This is a genomic window from Paenibacillus sp. JMULE4 (genome assembly GCF_013337105.1).
GTDB classification, from domain to species: domain Bacteria; phylum Bacillota; class Bacilli; order Paenibacillales; family NBRC-103111; genus Paenibacillus_G; species Paenibacillus_G naphthalenovorans.
Genome location: NZ_SGWF01000012.1, coordinates 211576 through 228582, shown reverse-complemented (window position 1 = coordinate 228582; position 17007 = coordinate 211576). Strand labels below are relative to the sequence as shown.

Genomic DNA, 17007 nt, shown 5'->3' with positions numbered 1-17007 from the left:
GTAAAGCCTGCGCTTGGTCAGATTATGAAGGATAACTACCAAGGAGGAATTTACCGATGGCCCTTGAAGTCAAGGCGAACGAATTTTTAACGGCAGTCCAACATCGCCGGAGCATTTATGGCATTAGCAAAGCGTCTCCCGTACCCGATGTACGTATTCAGGAAATCGTGAATGAAGCGGTAAAACATACGCCCTCCGCGTTCAACAGCCAAAGTGCCCGCGTTGTCGTATTGTTCGGTGACCATCATAACAGGCTTTGGGACATCACGAAGGAAGCGCTGCGCAAAATCGTGACCGGAGACTTCTCGGCAACCGAGCAGCGGATCAACGGGTTCCGCAACGGATATGGAACCGTCCTTTTCTTCGAGGACCAGACCGTCATCGATTCGCTGCAAAATCAGTTTCCAACCTATAAAGACAACTTTCCTCTCTGGTCTCACCAGTCATCAGGTATGCTTCAATTCGTGATCTGGACCGCCCTGGATGCGGAAGGCCTCGGCGCCAGTCTGCAGCACTATAATCCCTTGATTGACGGGGATGTCAAACAAACATGGACTATTCCGCAGCAATGGAATCTTATTGCACAACTGCCTTTCGGCAAGAAAACGGCGGAACCGGGAGATAAGGAATTCCAGCCGCTGACAGCGCGCGTCCGTTTCGTGAAATAAACCGCTCCTATCCGCTGTAGATTCATTCCCCTTGAGGTATCCAAGAAGGACATCGGCCATAACGATGCGATTCGGTTGCCTGAAGGGGATTTTTGTGTTTGGTTTTTCAAGGAAAATCAAGCGTTTACAACGAATGAACCCTGTGATAATGTTGAACTATCGTTTCCAATTGCTTTCATCTGTTTCAAAGCATTGGTATGAATGTATTGATGCCGCCATCATAAATGAAGTTATAAAGGATGAAGAGGTGTAATCGATATGAACTCGATTCGAAACATTTATTGTGTCGGACGCAATTACGCTTTACATGCAAAGGAATTACAAAATGAAGTCCCCACAGCCCCTTTTCTGTTTTCCAAACCTACGCACGCACTCGTAGAAGCGAAGGGACAGGAGGTCATCCTGCCGGGGGATCGCGGATCCATTCATTTTGAAGTCGAGTTGGTCATTCGGATAGGCAGACCCTATGAAAAAGGCATCAAAGTAGACGATATTGTGGACGGCATGGCTGTCGGCATCGACTTTACTTTGCGCGATGTCCAAAACGAGCTGAAGAAAAAAAGCTATCCTTGGCTCTTGGCTAAAGGCTTTCCCAATTCTGCGGTGCTGACTAAATTTATTGCTTTCCCGGGTGTAGAAGGGTGTAAAACTACCAATTTTGCTCTCTTGAAGAATGGGGAGCAGGTTCAGGTCGGCAATATTCAAAATATGATTTTTGATCTGCAGACGCTCGTCGATTATTCTGCGCTTCATTTTGGACTTGGTGAAGGGGATATTATTTTTACCGGGACCCCGGAGGGAGTAGGGCCTGTTTCCGACGGCGACCGGCTGGCTCTATTATGGGGAGAACAAACGCTCGGCGATTGTACGATTAAACTGTCTTAAAGCATTGGAGCAGCAATTCACAAAACCCTGGATAAGGAGAAAAAAGAACATGATAAAAAAAGCGGAGCATGTAGCGATTATCGTTACCGATCTGGAAAGGTCCATCGCGTATTACAGGGATATGTTCGGATATAAGCTGCGGCTCAAAGGACAAAACCCTGTACGGGAAATGGCTTTCCTATATCACGAAAATCAGCCGGGCTTTGAGATCGAGCTGATTCAGGATCGCGAGCCGCAGGGGGATTACTCCGTTAAGGGAATCGTCAATCATTTGGCTTTTACGGTGGACAATATGGAAGAAGCGATGAACTATTACCGCCAAAAAGGCATTCAATTCAACAGCGAACAACCTCAACCTGCTCCAGACGGGGGAAAGACCATTTTCTTCTACGGACCGGATCGTGAGCTTCTTCAATTTGTTCAGCGGAACACAGGCACGGGAGTGGAAGGGTAGGTCTTGAAAGATTGATCAATTTCATTTTATTGGGGAGGTAACGGTAATGGCGACTCATACAGAAACTATTGTTAGGATAGTCCAAGCCGCAAATCAATTCAAATCTTCTATTGTATTAAAGTATAATAATAAATTTGTCGATGCCAAAAGCCTTCTCGGATTGTATACCACCCTTACGGATTCCGGAGAACATGAGCTTCATGTCCACGGTCCGGATGAGGAAGAAGCGAAGGCCGCCATGCTTGAAGTGCTTGGGGAACATGGGCTGCGGGTGAAGCTTGTTGAATAATAAAATAATCAGTCCATGAATAATGATATAGAAGCCGACCAGTTTATATTGCTGGCCGGCTTTTCAGGATATAAAGGCATGGCGCGTATCATAAAACTTTCGTTTGCATGAGGAGGGATTCATTTGTGAAAACGAATACATCTTATGGCGATTCCGGCTTCAGTCATTTCATACGAATGGCGTTTCAGCGGCATCTGGGTTATGACGAACAGGATTTTGACAAACCGGTCATTGGCATTTGCAATACCTTTAGTGAGATTAACCGGTGTCACAGTCACATCCAGCCTATGGTGGATGCAATAAAGCAAGGTGTCATTATGGCCGGGGGGATTCCGCTTGAGTTCCCTACGATTTCGATAGGAGAAATGTTTACGAGTCCGACGACCATGCTTTATCGGAACTTGGCGGCCATGGATACCGAGGAGATGATCACGGCTCAGCCTATTGACGGAGTAGTGCTGATCGGCGGATGCGATAAAATGACTCCCGCCCAGCTGATGGGAGCCGCCAGTGCCAATAAGCCCGCCATTATGTTTACCGGCGGTCCGATGAACAATGGAGAGTATAATGGAAAAACGCTTGGCGCCTGCTCGGATTGCCGGTTCTTTTGGCAGGAGTATAAAGCCGGAACCGTCAGTGAAGAAGAGATCAATGAAATCAATGCACAGCTTGCTCCGACAGCGGGACACTGTATGGTGATGGGATCGGCGAGCACCATGGCGGCTTGTTCCGAGGCGCTCGGAATGATGCTGCCGGGTGGAGCGGCGGCCCCGGCCACCGTCCATGAGCGGATGAGACTTGCCAAGGAAACCGGTAAGGCGATTGTCCGGCTCGTCCAAGAGCATATCCGGCCATCGGATATCATGACGGAAAAAGCTTTCGATAATGCCATTCGTACCCTGATGGCTGTCGGGGGATCTTCCAATGCCGTTATTCATTTGATCGCGATCGCCAGAAGGCTGGGGATCGGACTTACATTGGACCGTTTTGAAGCGTTGAGTCAAACCACGCCGTTTATCGCCAATTTAAGACCGGCAGGCGAGTATCAAATGCAGGATTTTTATTATGCCGGCGGGGTTCCGGCAGTCCTGAAAGAATTGTCTCCTCTTTTGCATCTGGATGAATTGACGGTTACCGGAAAAACGCTTAAGGACAATCTGAAGGATGTACAGTCGAAGCCTCACTATAGTCATATTATCAAGTCTTTGAAGGCGCCATTACATCCTAACGGCGGAATTGCCGTGCTGCGGGGGAATCTGGCTCCCGACGGAGCGATCATCAAGCCGAAGGCTGTGATCGACAAGAAGCTGCTGAAGCATAAGGGTCAGGCTGTCGTCTTTACATCCATCGAGGATATGGAACAGCGCATCCATGATCCGGATTTAGAGGTGACTCCGGATAGCATCCTTGTGCTTCAACATGCCGGTCCTGTAGGGGCGCCGGGTATGCCGGAGGCGGGGATGCTACCTATCCCTCAGAAATTGCTCAAACAAGGCGTCAGAGACATGCTGAGGCTGTCGGATTGCAGAATGAGCGGTACGGCATTTGGCACGGTGGTTCTCCACATTGCACCGGAAGCGGTGGTAGGCGGGCCTATCGGGCTGGTGAAGGATGGAGATTGGATCGAGCTGGACGCGGAAAGAGGATCTCTCGAGCTGCTTGTTTCAGAAGAAGAGCTGACCAGGAGAAAAGAAAGCTGGAGTCCGCCGCAATTTACAGATACGGGCTATAAGTGGTTGTATCGACGGCATGTTCTTCAAGCGGATCAAGGCTGCGATTTTGACTTTCATTTTCCGAGGGAAAGGGTAGGGGGTTGAAGGACAACGTCTGACTTCCGGCTGAGTAGTTATACAGCAAGCATATCATCATGATACAAATTATATATTGTACAATTTTTCTGAATAAAGGTACGATAGGATTATCAAAAAATGGCAGGAGGTTTTGTATATGTCTAAAACTGCACAGCCAGGAAATTTATCCATCGGTACCTTGAATGAAAATTGGACGGGGGATGCCCGGTTCTATGAATATAGTACCGCGGCGGACCCGATTGGAAGCGGTGTCATCAGTCCGATACCCGTCAAAGAATTCCCTCCCGACTTGTATAATTCAGGCGCAACCCGTATCGTTAAGCTGGATCTTTCCAGCGAATTGAGAACGGAATATCCGGCAACGAGTCCGTCGCTTCTCGCCCATTTCATTCGAATCAATGCTGGAGATTCCATCACGACACACCCCAACGCAACCAGTGAATTATACTATGTGATTTCGGGTGCCGGCAGAACGGAGTTAAACGGGAAGACGATCAGCTGGAAGAAAGGCGATTTCATGACGCTTCCTTCCGGATCGAACAGCCGGCATACCGCGACGGAAGATACGACGATCTATTACATTCTCGATACCCCGCTTCTCGATTATCTTGGGGCTAAAGCGACGGAACCGCGATTCACGCCGGTCCTCTTTACGGCGGAAGAAGCCAATGCGAAATTGAAAGAAGTGACTGATGCACCGGACGCGCATGAAAAGAACCGGATTTCCATTTTGTTAAACAACCGGAAATTTGACCAGACTTTAACGATTACGCATGTGCTTTGGGCCATGTTTGGCATCGTTCCCGTGGGAGCCAATCAGGCTCCGCACAGTCACAAGTCGGTGGCTCTCGATTTCGTAGCCTATGCCGCCCCGGGGACGTATACGCTGGTCGGCGATAAGATTGACCCCGTTACCGCCAAGATCATCGATCCCGTTCGTGTGGATTGGGAAACAGGAAAGGCTTTCGTGACGCCTCCGGGATTATGGCATTCCCATCACAATGAATCCGGGGAGCCCGCCTATATCATCCCGATCCAGGACGCCGGTCTTCAAACCTACCTTCGCACCCTGGATATCCAATTTACCTTTTACGATCAAGAGGAAGAGAAACCCCTCCCGTGAATCCTCTATAACAGGAACAGACAGGAGCAGCGGGCATGAGGGTGGCCAAGTTTTGTGAACGGAACATCAAATCGGCAGGGAGCGGCGAAGCCATAGACATGCTTCAACGGGATTACCGGGATGAGGTGAGCGTTGTAGTCGTCGATTGCTTCAGACGTTGTTTACAATGCAGAGAGAAGCCCTTTTGCCGGATTCAATTAACAACCATTGAAGCCAATGATGCGAAAGCCTTGGTGGAAAAAATTATCCAAACGGCTCGGAGGGAAACCCGGTAAAAAGGGTTTTCCTCCATTGATCGTATTGACTTGGTTGAAGCCGTTTATCAATCTGCTTAGGAAGTCAAATTTTAAAATAAGGAGGGAGAGGACCCTATGATTTTTCCGTTGGAGAATCATCATCCCGAGTTGGATTCAACCGTGTATATTGCCCCTGGAGCGCAGTTGATCGGGAATATCAAGATAGGTAAAGAGTCCAGCGTATGGTTTAATGCGGTGATCAGGGGAGACAACGCCCCCATTGTCATTGGAGAAAGGTCCAATATTCAGGACGGGAGCATTCTCCATGTAGACGCCAATGTTCCCCTTAACGTGGGTAATGAAGTCACTGTTGGCCACAACGTCATCCTGCACGGATGTACGATTAAAGATGGCGCATTGATTGGCATGGGTTCAACGATTATGAACCATGCGGTGATCGGCGAACAAGTCTTGATCGCTGCAAACACCCTGATTACGCAAGGTAAAGTCATCCCTCCAAGAACCTTAGTGATGGGTAATCCGGGTAAAGTTGTACGGGAATTAACGGAGCAGGAGTGGAAGTCATTGCGATCGTCTGCCGAGCACTATGCCGCCCAAAGCAGAAGATATCTGGCAGCAAATATTCAAATTCAAAAATAAAGAATTCAACCCGTTTCCATCGCGATCTTGATAAATGCTTTCACCAAAGGGGATTGATCGTTCCGTCGCCACGACACACCCATGGAAGCTGCAGGAAATTGATTGTTGAGATCAATGTATTCCACGTCCTGAGTATGCAAATTCATGGCCGATTGGGGAACTACGGCGATCCCCATACCCGCTGCGACTAAACCGATCACGGTTTGAAACTCGAAGGCTTCCTGCTGAATGGTAGGGCTGCATAAACCCAGAATTTCATCATAAAGACCTGCCCACGTTTTTCTGGATAACATGACAAAGGGGTAGGGGGCGAGATCGGTAAGTGAAATGTCCTTTTTATTCACCAGCGGATGCTGCTTTGGCACGGCCAACACACAGGGGACGGACGAAACGATTTCGGTACGTATGTTTTCGTCATGAACGGGCGGTCTTAACACCCCTACATCGATTTCATCTTCTCGCAGCGCTTCGATTTGCTTAGGTGTCGGCAGTTCAAGAAGATGCACTTGGACATCCGGGTACAGACTGCGGAACTCCCGCAGAACCATGGGGAGAATGTCGTAAGTGGCAGAACCGACAAAGCCGACCGTTAGCTTGCCGATTTCACCGTGATGGGTACGTTTCGTATTTTCTATGGCACGCCGCAGGTAGTCCAGCATTTTGCGAACCTCGTCTGCAAAGACTTTCCCGGCATCAGTTAATTCCACATGCCGATTATTTCGGTAAAATAGCAGAACGCCTAATTCCCTCTCCAAATGTTGAATTTGTAAGCTCAAAGGTGGCTGCGTGATTTGAAGACGTTCCGCCGCGCGGCTGAAATTCAGCTCTTCGGCTACAGTAAGAAAATATTGCAATTGCCGGAGCTCCACGGAGATCCCCTCCTGTCCAATGATGCAGAAAACAAATGATTCTTATAAAAATTATATCTCTTCCAATAATCACCAATCAATATTTTTAAGCCCGCATTAGAAAAAAGTTGAAACTTTATACGAAATCTAGCGTATTATGTAGTTTGGGGGTTGTATTATTCTCCTGAAGAAATGAAATTCAACCCTATCACAAATAGACATTTTGAGATGAAGAGAGAGGGATCATTATTTCAAGCTCACAACACGAGGGACAAAGTTGGCGGGAAGATATTGCACCTTACGAAAGACCGCATACGAATTACAGTGTATGGCAGATCATCAATACGCTGGGGCCGTTTTTTCTGCTTTGGTACCTTGCTTATTGGAGTCTTTCCATTTCTTATTGGCTTACGCTTGCGGCGGCTGTGGTTGCCGGCGGATTTCTGGTCCGGATTTTCATCATTTTTCACGATTGCTGCCATAAATCCTTTTTCAAAAACCGGATGGCTAATGAAATGGTAGGAACAATAACCGGTATCCTTACCTGCTGCCCCTATTACCAATGGAGACACACTCACACGGTCCATCATGCGACCAGCGGCAACTTGAGTAAGCGTGGAACGGGAGATATTTGGACGCTAACGGTGGCGGAGTATTTGTCCGCGTCATGGCTAAAACGCCTAGTCTATCGTTTGTACCGGAATCCTCTCTTCATGTTTGGGCTCGGCCCGATCTACATTTTCCTCATTGATTATCGTTTTAACCGCAAACGCGCCGGGATGAAGGAACGGATCAATACGTATATCACGAACATCAGCATTGCCGGACTTGCAGGCTTGCTCTGCTGGACTATTGGTTGGCAGCAGTTTCTCCTTGTTCAAGGCCCGATTTTTCTTGTATCAGGAATAGCCGGAATCTGGCTCTTCTATGTACAGCACCAGTTTGAGGAAGCCTATTATGAAACCGATGAAAATTGGGATTATGTAAAAGCAGCCTTACAAGGCAGTTCGTTCTACAAGCTTCCCAGAGTCCTGCACTGGATAACCGGGAATATCGGTTTTCATCACATTCATCACCTGAGCCCAAGGGTGCCTAACTACTATTTGGAGCGGGCTCATCATTCAAACCACAGATTACAAGATGTACAGACGATCACTTTACGAACCAGCTTGCGGTCCCTTCGTTTCCGAATCTGGGACGAGGACAGCAAGAAATACGTTGGGTTCAGGGATATCAAAGGCTTGTCGGCCAAAGCAAAAAAGTATAGTGCGGAAGCTCACTGATGGATTAGCGATACCGAGTTCTTAGGTATCGCTATTTTTTTCATAGACTTGTGTTTGTTCACACAATGTTTCATGTGAATAGCCCGGTTGAGTCATGCTTTAAAAAATAGAAAGGAATACAATAAAGTTGGAAATCCGCAAGGAAGGGGGAAGCAAGATGGGGAAAATGATGTCGGACGTTATGGAAGAGATGGAGATAACGTTCGAAAGGGCTGGTTCATACAACATTTACAATCATCTGCAGCAAGGGGAGTGTCATATGACGATGAAGAAGGAGCTAATCGTGTCATGATGCCCTCCAAGATCTTAAAGCAGGGGATTGTCTTGGGGATGACCATCTTCACTGTTCTTAGTATCGTTTTTTTTCGAACCGATTCGGCGTATAGCTCCGCCCTTACGGAGGAACGGTCTTTGCAGCAGCGGATTGATGAGACACCAAGCGGCGGGACGGTTAAGCTGCCGGCAGGCATTTATAACGGTTCCGTAACGTTGAATAAACCGATACGGATTATCGCTGATGGCGATGTTCAGCTGAGAAGCGATGCATCGGTGCCGACCATCAGGATACAGGCTGAGGGCGTTGTTTTGCAAGGGCTGCGGATTGTACACCATGGCAGGGAGGATACGGCCGCCGTGCTTATTACAGCAAATGGCGCTACCCTCGAAAGTCTGGATATTCAAACCGCGTCCTACGGAATCGTCATCCGGGACAGCGGTCGTCATGAGATTCTCGATTCCGGCATTCGTTGGACAGGCCGTGACCGGCCGGACGGCGGCAAGCTGTCGGATCGGCGAAACGGCATCGATCTGCTCAACTCCCATGACAACCGAATCGTCGGGAACGTCATCAGCAGCATGAATGACGGCATTTATATGGAAAACAGTCACCGCAATTATATAAACGGCAACCGCTTCGAACACTCCAGATACGGCATTCACAGCATGTACATCGACGGCACGGAGATCAGCGGCAACCAAGGAGCTTTCAACGTTACGGGCGCCATGATCATGGGAGTGAAGGACGCCGTAGTTCGGGATAACACTTTCGTGAAGCAAAGTGAGAACGTCAACTCGCAGGGGCTGCTTTTCTACGATGTTCACACGTCCCGCATATTCAACAATAGGGTTGAGGGCAACCGGGTCGGTCTTTATGTGGAGAAATCGAACCGCAATGAATTTCAGAACAATGACGTTTTGCAAAACTTCGTTGGCGTGCAATTTCTGGAGTCGGAAGGGAATCGTTTCACGGCCAACCGTTTTATCGGCAATGTGATTGAAGCGGAAGCGAACGGGAGCAAGAACAACACCTTTGAAGGAAACTATTGGGAGGCGTTCCGCGGTCTCGATACGAACGGAGACGGATACAGCGATCTTGCTTATGCGATCAATCCGTTTTTTCAAAGATTAACATCGGCAACGCCTGCCTTTCAGCTATTTTTCCAGTCGCCGGGTCTTCTTTTTCTGGAAAGCCTCAATACGGCGGGCAAAGAAGAATGGACGAAAGACAAGGCACCATACCTCAAGCCGGATTTTCGTACCGAGGCTGCCCGTTCTTCCTACCCGGGTTCGTCCGATACGCTTGCGCTGGGGATCATGCTTTTATTTGCGGCAGTGTTCACTATTTATTATTTGGGGGTTAGAAGAGGATGAAAAAAACGGGATTTCTGATCTTTGTACTCTTGCTTGTAGCTGTTCTGTCCGGCTGCGGACAACCTAAGTACCAGGCGCAGCCGATTAATGAAGCGACGGATAAATGCACGATTTGCAATATGCAGGTGAAAGACGATGCCTTCGCCGTGCAATTGATCTCCAAAGAAGGGAAAACCTATAAATTCGATGATTTGGGCTGCATGAACGAATGGAAGAAGCAAAACGCCGATGCTGAGATCGGTGCTCAATTTGTCAGGGATTACAATAACAAAGAATGGATTAAATATGAAGAGGCCACGTATGTGTACGATCCTTCCTTTAAGTCGCCAATGGCCTATGGCATTTATTCATTTAAAGATAAAGCCGAAGCACAGCAATTTATTGACAGTCAAAAAAAGGGCAAGCTGATGTCCGCTGCCGATTTGGCCGCACATTCCTGGGAGCGAAACAAGGGAATGATGGATATGGGAGGAGACCATAACAAAAATGCCCATTCCGAGACAAACGGAGGCATGAGCGGCGGAGATAAAGGAATGCATGGCAAATGAACGTACTTCATATCGCCTTGAGAGAAGTAAAGCTTGGATTCCGTAACCCTTGGGCCTACTCCTTTATGGCCCTTTTTACTCTTTTCAGCTTATCTCTGCTTCTGATTAATACGCAAAATTTCATGCAGGGCTATTCCAGCTCCACGGCTTCCATGCTGAATCTGATTTTGTATTTGCTGCCGCTCATGACGCTGCTGCTCGGCTCATTCTCTCTAACGGCGGAAAAAGAAGAAGGAAGCTGGCAGCTCTTGTCCACGTATCCTCTCACGACGTTTTCGTTCCTGTGGGGTAAATATGTCGGATTAACCTCTGTTCTGATGACCATCGTAGCTTTCGGGTACGGAGTGACGGGCATTATAGGCGCGCTGCTCGGAAACGGTCTGGACGCTGTCACCTTCGGGCTTTTTTTGGCCTTCTCTTTTGGGCTAGTGGTCTTATTCTTAGCGGCTGCGATATGTATAGGTACCGTGGCCAAAAACCGGTGGCAGGCGCTAACGATCGGCGTGGCGATCTGGTTCTTTGCCGTCATAGGCTGGCCCACCTTGCTGGTCGCAGCACTCGGATTGCTGCCTTATCTGTGGATTAAGCCAGCTTTGACGGCGCTGACGTTGGTAAATCCGGCGGAAATCGTGAGGCTGTTCGTTATCGTTAAGCTCGGGGGAGGCGCGGCGCTGGGACCCGAGTATTACCAATGGGTGAGCTGGATCGGGAAGCCTTCAGGCACATGGGTGTTCATTCTGATATGTACAGCTTGGGTTATCGTATCTGTAAGCCTGGCAAACCTGATTTGGGAGAGGGGGCGCTCGCGTGGGTGAGGACGTATTGAAGCTGAAGGGGATTGGTAAGGATATCGGAGGCCAAACGATTATCCATTCGATCGATATGTCGCTTCGCCAGGGGCAGGTGCTCGCGCTGTGCGGAGGCAATGGCGCAGGGAAAAGCACCCTGCTGCGAATGATTACGGGAATTCTTCAGCCGACCCGCGGCACGATTGAGGTTAACGGTCTTCAATGGCGGCACAACCGCCTGAAATATGCGGAACAAATCGGTTATATGCCGGATGATTATTTATTCGGTCAAGGGCTGTCGGCCGAAGAAACTTTAGCCTTCTGGGCGTCGCTTCGCAAAGTGCCGATGTCCAGGGTCAGGGAAGTTCTTGAGCTCGTGGGATTAATCGAGGTGAGACGCAAATCCGTCTCCTCGTTCTCTAAGGGAATGCGTCAGCGGTTACTGTTCGCGCAAGCCCTGCTCGCCAAGCCGCCTTTGCTGATTATGGATGAGCCTACAAACGGTCTTGACCCTTACTGGATGGATTCGTTCGTTGAGCTGGTGAGGTTCGCCAAGCAGGAGGGACATACCGTGGTATTTTCCACACATCAGCTGCAGGTAGCGGAGCTGGCGGCTGATTCCGTCGTATTTTTGAAAAATGGACACATCGTAAAGGAAGAAAAGACCGTTTCGTTCGGGAGAGCGGCGGGTTCCTCCAGCCTGCAAGCGGCATTTTCGAGCCTGTATGTCCATTCGAACAGGAATCCCGATGAATAAGCAGGAGGGCCCCATGATAACAGCGTGGAGAAAATGGGTCAGCTTTTCCGTCATTGTCCTTATTGTACTGGCCCTGGTATATGCGCTGCTTCAGAACCGCTCTGAATCCTCCTCGTCATTACGGATAGGAAAAATGGCTCCTGATTTCACGGCCACCGCTCTGGACGGAAGCGCAGTGAGCTTGTCCGATTACCGGGGCAAGGGCGTCCTGCTGAATTTCTGGGGTTCGTGGTGCGAACCCTGTGTAAGTGAAATGCCAAGAATGAATACCGCATATCTCAGCGGACTTTCCGGCGTCGAGGTGATTGCCGTCAATGTAGGCGAGTCCAGAGGAAGCGCCGCCGAATTCGTGTCGAAGCACGGGTTAAAGTTCCCTATCCTGCTGGATCCGGGCGGTGAAGCTGCCGGTCGTTACGGGGTCGTCGGATTGCCGGCTACCTTTCTGATCGACGGGGAGGGGCGGCTAAAGAAGATCATCCCCGGCGAGTTGCCCCAGTTTGAGGGAATCATGGCGCTGCTGAAAGAGGTACAATCTTAATCGCATCGTAATGGTATTTGAGCGGCCGGGCTTGAGCTTCCGACGGCCCGGTCATATAAGCCAATTCAGTTAAGGAGAAATTTGCTGCCCGGCTCTCTTGTTTTCATGAAAAAGATTTGGGACAATAATAAACAGGCTATAAGCCATTCGGCCGCTGAAGCAGAAGAGAGCTGAATTATCGTTTTGAAAAGAGGGCAGGCAATGAATAAAGCATCCATATATGGTTTGACATTGGATCAACTGACGGCATGGCTTATGGAGCACGGCCACAAAAAGTCTCGCGCGGCACAGGTCTGGGATTGGCTGTACAGGAAGCGGGTAACGGACTTCTCAGAAATGACAGATGTCAATAAAGAGTGTATTCAACTATTAGCGGATCATTTTGTCATCCAAACCTTAACCGAACATACCAGGCAGGAATCAGCGGATGGAACGGTCAAGTTTTTGTTCAAGCTAAGCGACGGCAACCTGATTGAAACGGTATTGATGAGACATAAATTCGGTTTGTCGGTTTGCGTCACCACCCAAGTAGGCTGCAATATCGGATGCAGCTTTTGTGCAAGCGGGCTATTGGCCAAAAGCCGCGATCTCTCCGGCGGCGAAATTGTGGAACAGATCATGAAGGTGCAGCTTTATCTGGATCAGGCGAAGCGGGATGAACGAGTGAGCCACGTGGTGGTGATGGGCATTGGCGAGCCGTTTGACAATTTCAAGAACCTGGTGAATTTCTTGACCGTGATTAAAGATCACAAGGGACTGGCGATCGGCCCGAGACATATTACCGTATCGACCAGCGGTCTTGCCGATAAGATTGTCGAATTTACCGATGCCCAGTTGCAGGTGAACCTGGCGATCTCGCTGCATGCGCCAAACAATGAGCTGCGGACGCGGATCATGAAAATTAATCGCGCCGTTCCGATCGAAAAATTAATGCAGTCCATTGATTATTATCTGGAAAGAACGAAACGGCGGATTACGCTGGAGTATATTCTGCTCAAGGATGTAAACGACCGGACGGAGCATGCGCTGGAGCTGGCCGACCTGATCGCACATCGGCGGCAGCTCGTGAATGTGAATTTAATTCCTTACAATCCGGTGGATGAACACAGTCAATATCAGAGAAGCGAGCGGGAATCGATACGGGCGTTCTATGACACACTGAAAAAACAAGGCGTGAGCTGCAGCGTCCGGCTGGAACACGGGACCGATATTGATGCCGCTTGCGGACAGTTAAGGAGCAAACAAATCAAGGCAGGGTAAATAACATGGGGTAAAGTAAATGGGGCCGTCCCATAAGTAGTTTTTAACTACGCAGGGACGGCCCTGTTTTCTTAACTTCTCGTTTCCATACAGAAAAAAAGGTCGAGTAGGGGGCTATACGTACTCTCTTACTCGACCTTTTTGGTTCATCGCCGCCCACTTTAATAAATATGGTTGCTCGCACTTTCATTTTACCAAGGTTTGGCTCTTTTTGTATCAGATTAGACGATGGTTTATTTTACTACTAAAACGGGAACCGGGGAATGCTGAACGACATTGTGGCTGACACTGCCCAGAAATAATTCCTTCAGCCCGCTGAGCCCTCTGCTTCCTATGACGATCAAATCGCAGCCGGATGTTTTGGCGTAATCGAGAATGGTCTCGGCGGGATAGCCCTTATGTAAAGCTTTGTTCCATTTGTTGGGGATCCCTGCTAAGACCTTTTCAGCTTGCTGCAAGGTTTTACTGCCCTGCTTCATGACCAGCTCAATGATATCCGGAGATGGAATATACTCATAGCCCGTATAAGGAGCGGAAGGAGAGACGACATGCAGCACTAGGATCTCGATTTGCTCATTAAGTTTAGCCAATTCAACGGCTTTAAGCAGTGCCTTCTCCGCTTGATCGGAACCGTCATAAGCGACAAGAATTTTGGAACATAACATAGCATCCACCGCCTTTTTGATTTATACATCGATCATAAATGAAATTCGGCTTTGATCATATGAGAAAAATCACAGATAAGCTATTTTTAGAAAGTCATTTGGTATAATTTCGTATAAATCCTCAAAGGGGTTAACAAAAATAAGGGGGTGGCCGTTGTGAGGAGCATATGGATAACTTTCGGTTTGCTCAGTATTGAGTATCCAAAAGACAGGAAAACGGAAAGCCGCGGAGACCATCATTCTGAAAGACCAAAGGCTATGGATATCCAACATGAATTTGAAGAATGCGAAGATATCGTAACCAGAACATTTCCTCATTTAAACATCACTCTGATATACTTCGATCATCTTACTTTACCACATTTCTGGACAATCCTCTGCAATTAATTATAAAAAATCCTAATAAAAGCGTTGACAAATAGTTTGCATGGCGGGGGCAGCGGCTTAGCCCCAATAAAAGCAATATTGGAACAAGCCGCCAAACGAGGGGACATTCCGGTATTGTCGGAAGAACCAATGGAAAGCGATTGGATAGGAGCCCGCGGTCTGGTCACCGAACACATCAAAGATCATCCGGGGATTCAGGTACCGTTCAGCAAAGCCTATCTGAAGCAAGGGAACCGGCTCTTTCCCATGCTTACAATTGTTTCATAAGCTCCTTCAGCTCAGCCATGCTGCGGGGAGGAATACTTTCCTCACGCACGTGTTCGGGTAAACTGGACCAAACCTGCAGCAACAAAGGCGGTTCCAGACCGAGCGACAGGATCAAGTCTTCCTGTTCAAACACCTCGAAAGGCGTGCCTTCCAGCAAACACTTCCCTTTGTCCATCACCAGGACCCAGTCCGCCCATGCATAGGCCAAATTCATATCGTGCGTGGCCATCACGACAGTGGTGCCTTGGGCATGAATGCGGTCCAATTCCTCCACCAGCCGCTGCTCGGATGAGCGGTCCAGGTAAGCGGTCGGTTCGTCCAGCAGCAGCAGCTCGGGCTTGAGGACCATCACGCCGGCCAGGGCGACACGCTTTTTTTGACCGAGGCTTAAGTGATGAATAGGTGTATTAGCCAAATGCTCCAGACCCATGGTACCAAGAATATGTTGGATGCGCCGGATCATCTCATGCTCGGGTACCCCGGCATTGCGAAGACCGTAGGAAATATCTTCATACGGCGTACTCAAAATCAACTGCTGTTCCGGGTCCTGGAACACCAGTCCGACTTGCTGCCGCAGCTTTTTGAGATCATCCGCACGATAGGACATGGGAGCGCCTTTCCAGTGCATCCTTCCGGAAGCCGGGCGGTGAATGCCGACCGCATGCAGGAACAAGGTCGATTTGCCCGACCCGTTATGGCCGCAAATGGCAGTTTTCTTGCCTTCGGGCAGGCTCATGGTCAAGCCCTGAAGCGCTTCGGCTTGAGTTCCCGGGTAGCTGTAGCGTACATCGTAAGCCTCCATAATGGATTTCACAGCATTTCCCCCCAGCGAAGCCACAGCTCGATTAGCAGTAATAAAATCACTCCGATACGGCTTTCCCATATATAACGAAAGGGCAGGGGAGCGGCTTGAACCGGCGCCATTTGAATGCTGTCGGCAAAGCCTCTGGTTACCAAGCCCTGCGAAAGCCCTTGGTACCGATGCATCGACTTGCCGAACAACCGGACGATCAGGACTGCCGTATCGTTCAGCCTGCGGTAGAAGCCGGTCTGGCCGCCGCGGGCTCTCTGAGCCGTATACATCTGTTGTGCCGTATCCGAAAGTACGAAGAGAAAGCGGTACATGATTATCATCAATTCCAGCACCAGAGAAGGTACACGCCATTTTTTCATCACCTGAAACAGCTCGGACATAGGCGTCGTCAGCATGACAAAGGCCAGGCAGGATAAGCATGCGATGATCCGGGCCAGCAAGCTGCCCGCTTCGTAAATGCCCGCTTCTGTAACATAAGACGTCCACCGCGCAAACGTAAAGAGGATCATTCCATCGGGCGAAACCGGGCCGGCGGATGTAAACTCGATGACAATAGCCGGCAGACTGGCCGCATAAAACAGGCAGGAGGCTCCGATCAGCAGGCTGTACGCTTTGACGGGAATCCGGGCGTACAAGGTTATCCAGACGAACAGCCAGCCGACGATCATCATCTGGGTCACAGGATGGGACAAATAAGACAGCACCATCAGAACGGCTGCGAATCCGCTTTTCCACATCGGGGAAACGGAGCGCAGCCTGTTGGTGTAAGAAAATGTATCGATCAGCTTGATCATGTGGTTTTGGATTTGGAGGCTCTACCCTTGAACCATCCGAAGGCAAAGCCGATAAAACCGGCGCCAATGGCGGCCTGCAGCGCAAACAGCATGCTTTCGGTCTCTGCCGGAGGCTCCATCAGCGGAGCAAACCAGGGTTCATAAGCAGGATGAATCTCGGTGATCATTTCTTCAGCGACACCGTCTGCTCCGCCGAATTCGCCGTTGACGAACAGGAGCGGAAGAACAGCCAACAAGACGACGGCAATCAGGATGAGAAGGTTCGTTTTCCGATGGGACATG

Annotated in this window: 22 protein-coding genes; 17 read left to right on the top strand and 5 right to left on the bottom strand. The window is 49.3% G+C overall.

What is annotated here, in order from left to right; genetic code table 11:
• The first annotated feature begins 56 nt into the window (after positions 1-56).
• From EXW96_RS10715 to EXW96_RS10680, 8 genes are all read left to right on the top strand, one after another.
• Positions 57-668: a nitroreductase family protein gene (locus EXW96_RS10715; RefSeq protein ID WP_054819273.1), complete on the top strand. Its 612-nt coding sequence runs from the start codon at positions 57-59 to the stop codon at positions 666-668.
• Positions 669-926: 258 nt separating this feature from the next.
• Entirely contained in the window at positions 927-1553 is a 627-nt protein-coding gene (locus tag EXW96_RS10710; protein WP_174350529.1) for a fumarylacetoacetate hydrolase family protein, read from the top strand.
• Between the two features lie 49 nt (positions 1554-1602).
• Complete coding sequence (locus tag EXW96_RS10705) at positions 1603-2007, top strand: VOC family protein (protein WP_062406535.1); 405 nt, start codon at positions 1603-1605, stop codon at positions 2005-2007.
• Between the two features lie 46 nt (positions 2008-2053).
• A complete protein-coding gene (locus EXW96_RS10700; RefSeq protein ID WP_054819275.1) occupies positions 2054-2296 on the top strand; it encodes an HPr family phosphocarrier protein in 243 nt (80 codons plus the stop codon).
• A 125-nt stretch (positions 2297-2421) separates the two neighbouring features.
• A complete protein-coding gene (locus EXW96_RS10695) occupies positions 2422-4113 on the top strand; it encodes a dihydroxy-acid dehydratase (protein ID WP_309225068.1) in 1692 nt (563 codons plus the stop codon).
• A 130-nt stretch (positions 4114-4243) separates the two neighbouring features.
• Positions 4244-5230, top strand: a complete 987-nt coding sequence (locus EXW96_RS10690) for a cupin domain-containing protein (protein WP_174350527.1) — start codon at positions 4244-4246, stop codon at positions 5228-5230.
• A 35-nt stretch (positions 5231-5265) separates the two neighbouring features.
• Complete coding sequence (locus EXW96_RS10685; protein WP_174350526.1) at positions 5266-5505, top strand: DUF1450 domain-containing protein; 240 nt, start codon at positions 5266-5268, stop codon at positions 5503-5505.
• A gap of 96 nt (positions 5506-5601) precedes the next feature.
• Positions 5602-6126: a gamma carbonic anhydrase family protein gene (locus EXW96_RS10680; RefSeq protein ID WP_054819277.1), complete on the top strand. Its 525-nt coding sequence runs from the start codon at positions 5602-5604 to the stop codon at positions 6124-6126.
• A gap of 5 nt (positions 6127-6131) precedes the next feature.
• Here the strand turns inward: EXW96_RS10680 and EXW96_RS10675 are convergent, their stop codons facing one another.
• The gene (locus EXW96_RS10675; protein WP_074727952.1) at positions 6132-6995 is read right to left on the bottom strand and encodes a LysR family transcriptional regulator; all 864 of its coding nucleotides are present in this window, start codon (positions 6993-6995) and stop codon (positions 6132-6134) included.
• A gap of 227 nt (positions 6996-7222) precedes the next feature.
• On the opposite strand from EXW96_RS10675, the gene desA reads away from it, so the two are divergent.
• The 8 genes from desA to rlmN all read left to right on the top strand — a co-directional run bounded on the left by desA (position 7223) and on the right by rlmN (position 13798).
• Positions 7223-8257, top strand: coding sequence for a Delta(5) desaturase DesA (desA, locus tag EXW96_RS10670; protein WP_062406549.1), 1035 nt, complete (start codon positions 7223-7225; stop codon positions 8255-8257).
• Positions 8258-8414: 157 nt separating this feature from the next.
• Positions 8415-8549 carry a hypothetical protein gene (locus EXW96_RS28055; RefSeq protein WP_256380581.1) on the top strand — a complete coding sequence of 45 codons (135 nt, stop codon included), beginning with the start codon at positions 8415-8417 and terminating at the stop codon, positions 8547-8549.
• Positions 8546-9907, top strand: a complete 1362-nt coding sequence (locus EXW96_RS10665; protein WP_174350525.1) for a right-handed parallel beta-helix repeat-containing protein — start codon at positions 8546-8548, stop codon at positions 9905-9907. The genes EXW96_RS28055 and EXW96_RS10665 overlap by 4 nt, the downstream gene beginning before the upstream one ends.
• On the top strand, positions 9904-10455 hold the full coding sequence (locus EXW96_RS10660) for a nitrous oxide reductase accessory protein NosL (RefSeq protein WP_174350524.1): 552 nt from the start codon (positions 9904-9906) through the stop codon (positions 10453-10455). Before EXW96_RS10665 ends, EXW96_RS10660 begins: the two co-directional genes overlap by 4 nt.
• Positions 10452-11270: an ABC transporter permease gene (locus EXW96_RS10655; protein ID WP_174350523.1), complete on the top strand. Its 819-nt coding sequence runs from the start codon at positions 10452-10454 to the stop codon at positions 11268-11270. Before EXW96_RS10660 ends, EXW96_RS10655 begins: the two co-directional genes overlap by 4 nt.
• Positions 11263-12000, top strand: coding sequence for an ABC transporter ATP-binding protein (locus EXW96_RS10650; RefSeq protein ID WP_174350522.1), 738 nt, complete (start codon positions 11263-11265; stop codon positions 11998-12000). The genes EXW96_RS10655 and EXW96_RS10650 overlap by 8 nt, the downstream gene beginning before the upstream one ends.
• A 13-nt stretch (positions 12001-12013) precedes the next feature.
• Positions 12014-12538, top strand: coding sequence for a redoxin domain-containing protein (locus tag EXW96_RS10645; protein WP_174350521.1), 525 nt, complete (start codon positions 12014-12016; stop codon positions 12536-12538).
• 201 nt (positions 12539-12739) lie between these two features.
• Entirely contained in the window at positions 12740-13798 is a 1059-nt protein-coding gene (gene rlmN, locus EXW96_RS10640; RefSeq protein ID WP_054819280.1) for a dual-specificity RNA methyltransferase RlmN, read from the top strand.
• A 233-nt stretch (positions 13799-14031) separates the two neighbouring features.
• On the opposite strand, the gene EXW96_RS10635 is transcribed toward rlmN, so the two are convergent.
• Positions 14032-14463, bottom strand: a complete 432-nt coding sequence (locus tag EXW96_RS10635; RefSeq protein ID WP_054819794.1) for a universal stress protein — start codon at positions 14461-14463, stop codon at positions 14032-14034.
• A gap of 501 nt (positions 14464-14964) precedes the next feature.
• Here EXW96_RS10635 and EXW96_RS26950 point away from each other — a divergent pair.
• Positions 14965-15117 carry a hypothetical protein gene (locus EXW96_RS26950; protein WP_217437322.1) on the top strand — a complete coding sequence of 51 codons (153 nt, stop codon included), beginning with the start codon at positions 14965-14967 and terminating at the stop codon, positions 15115-15117.
• Here EXW96_RS26950 and EXW96_RS10625 read toward each other — a convergent pair.
• The 3 genes from EXW96_RS10625 to EXW96_RS10615 are packed head-to-tail and all read right to left on the bottom strand — an operon-like array spanning position 15101 to position 17006.
• Positions 15101-15931, bottom strand: a complete 831-nt coding sequence (locus EXW96_RS10625; protein ID WP_139170874.1) for an energy-coupling factor ABC transporter ATP-binding protein — start codon at positions 15929-15931, stop codon at positions 15101-15103. The genes EXW96_RS26950 and EXW96_RS10625 overlap by 17 nt on opposite strands.
• The gene (gene cbiQ / locus EXW96_RS10620; RefSeq protein WP_074730115.1) at positions 15928-16725 is read right to left on the bottom strand and encodes a cobalt ECF transporter T component CbiQ; all 798 of its coding nucleotides are present in this window, start codon (positions 16723-16725) and stop codon (positions 15928-15930) included. The genes EXW96_RS10625 and cbiQ overlap by 4 nt, the downstream gene beginning before the upstream one ends.
• Positions 16722-17006 (bottom strand): energy-coupling factor ABC transporter substrate-binding protein, encoded by a 285-nt coding sequence (locus EXW96_RS10615; protein WP_074730114.1) that lies wholly within the window; start codon positions 17004-17006, stop codon positions 16722-16724. The genes cbiQ and EXW96_RS10615 overlap by 4 nt, the downstream gene beginning before the upstream one ends.
• Position 17007 lies beyond the last annotated feature (1 nt).

Excerpts from the sequence above, each read along its gene's own strand:
- EXW96_RS10715 (WP_054819273.1), top strand. The coding sequence starts at position 57 with ATGGCCCTTGAAGTCAAGGCGAACGAATTTTTAACGGCAGTCCAACAT.
- EXW96_RS10710 (WP_174350529.1), top strand. The coding sequence starts at position 927 with ATGAACTCGATTCGAAACATTTATTGTGTCGGACGCAATTACGCTTTA.
- EXW96_RS10705 (WP_062406535.1), top strand. The coding sequence starts at position 1,603 with ATGATAAAAAAAGCGGAGCATGTAGCGATTATCGTTACCGATCTGGAA.
- EXW96_RS10700 (WP_054819275.1), top strand. The coding sequence starts at position 2,054 with ATGGCGACTCATACAGAAACTATTGTTAGGATAGTCCAAGCCGCAAAT.
- EXW96_RS10690 (WP_174350527.1), top strand. The coding sequence starts at position 4,244 with ATGTCTAAAACTGCACAGCCAGGAAATTTATCCATCGGTACCTTGAAT.
- EXW96_RS10685 (WP_174350526.1), top strand. The coding sequence starts at position 5,266 with ATGAGGGTGGCCAAGTTTTGTGAACGGAACATCAAATCGGCAGGGAGC.
- EXW96_RS10680 (WP_054819277.1), top strand. The coding sequence starts at position 5,602 with ATGATTTTTCCGTTGGAGAATCATCATCCCGAGTTGGATTCAACCGTG.
- EXW96_RS28055 (WP_256380581.1), top strand. The coding sequence starts at position 8,415 with ATGGGGAAAATGATGTCGGACGTTATGGAAGAGATGGAGATAACGTTC.
- EXW96_RS10665 (WP_174350525.1), top strand. The coding sequence starts at position 8,546 with ATGATGCCCTCCAAGATCTTAAAGCAGGGGATTGTCTTGGGGATGACC.
- EXW96_RS10660 (WP_174350524.1), top strand. The coding sequence starts at position 9,904 with ATGAAAAAAACGGGATTTCTGATCTTTGTACTCTTGCTTGTAGCTGTT.
- EXW96_RS10655 (WP_174350523.1), top strand. The coding sequence starts at position 10,452 with ATGAACGTACTTCATATCGCCTTGAGAGAAGTAAAGCTTGGATTCCGT.
- EXW96_RS10645 (WP_174350521.1), top strand. The coding sequence starts at position 12,014 with ATGATAACAGCGTGGAGAAAATGGGTCAGCTTTTCCGTCATTGTCCTT.
- rlmN (WP_054819280.1), top strand. The coding sequence starts at position 12,740 with ATGAATAAAGCATCCATATATGGTTTGACATTGGATCAACTGACGGCA.
- EXW96_RS10635 (WP_054819794.1), bottom strand. The coding sequence starts at position 14,463 with ATGTTATGTTCCAAAATTCTTGTCGCTTATGACGGTTCCGATCAAGCG.
- cbiQ (WP_074730115.1), bottom strand. The coding sequence starts at position 16,725 with ATGATCAAGCTGATCGATACATTTTCTTACACCAACAGGCTGCGCTCC.
- EXW96_RS10615 (WP_074730114.1), bottom strand. The coding sequence starts at position 17,006 with ATGTCCCATCGGAAAACGAACCTTCTCATCCTGATTGCCGTCGTCTTG.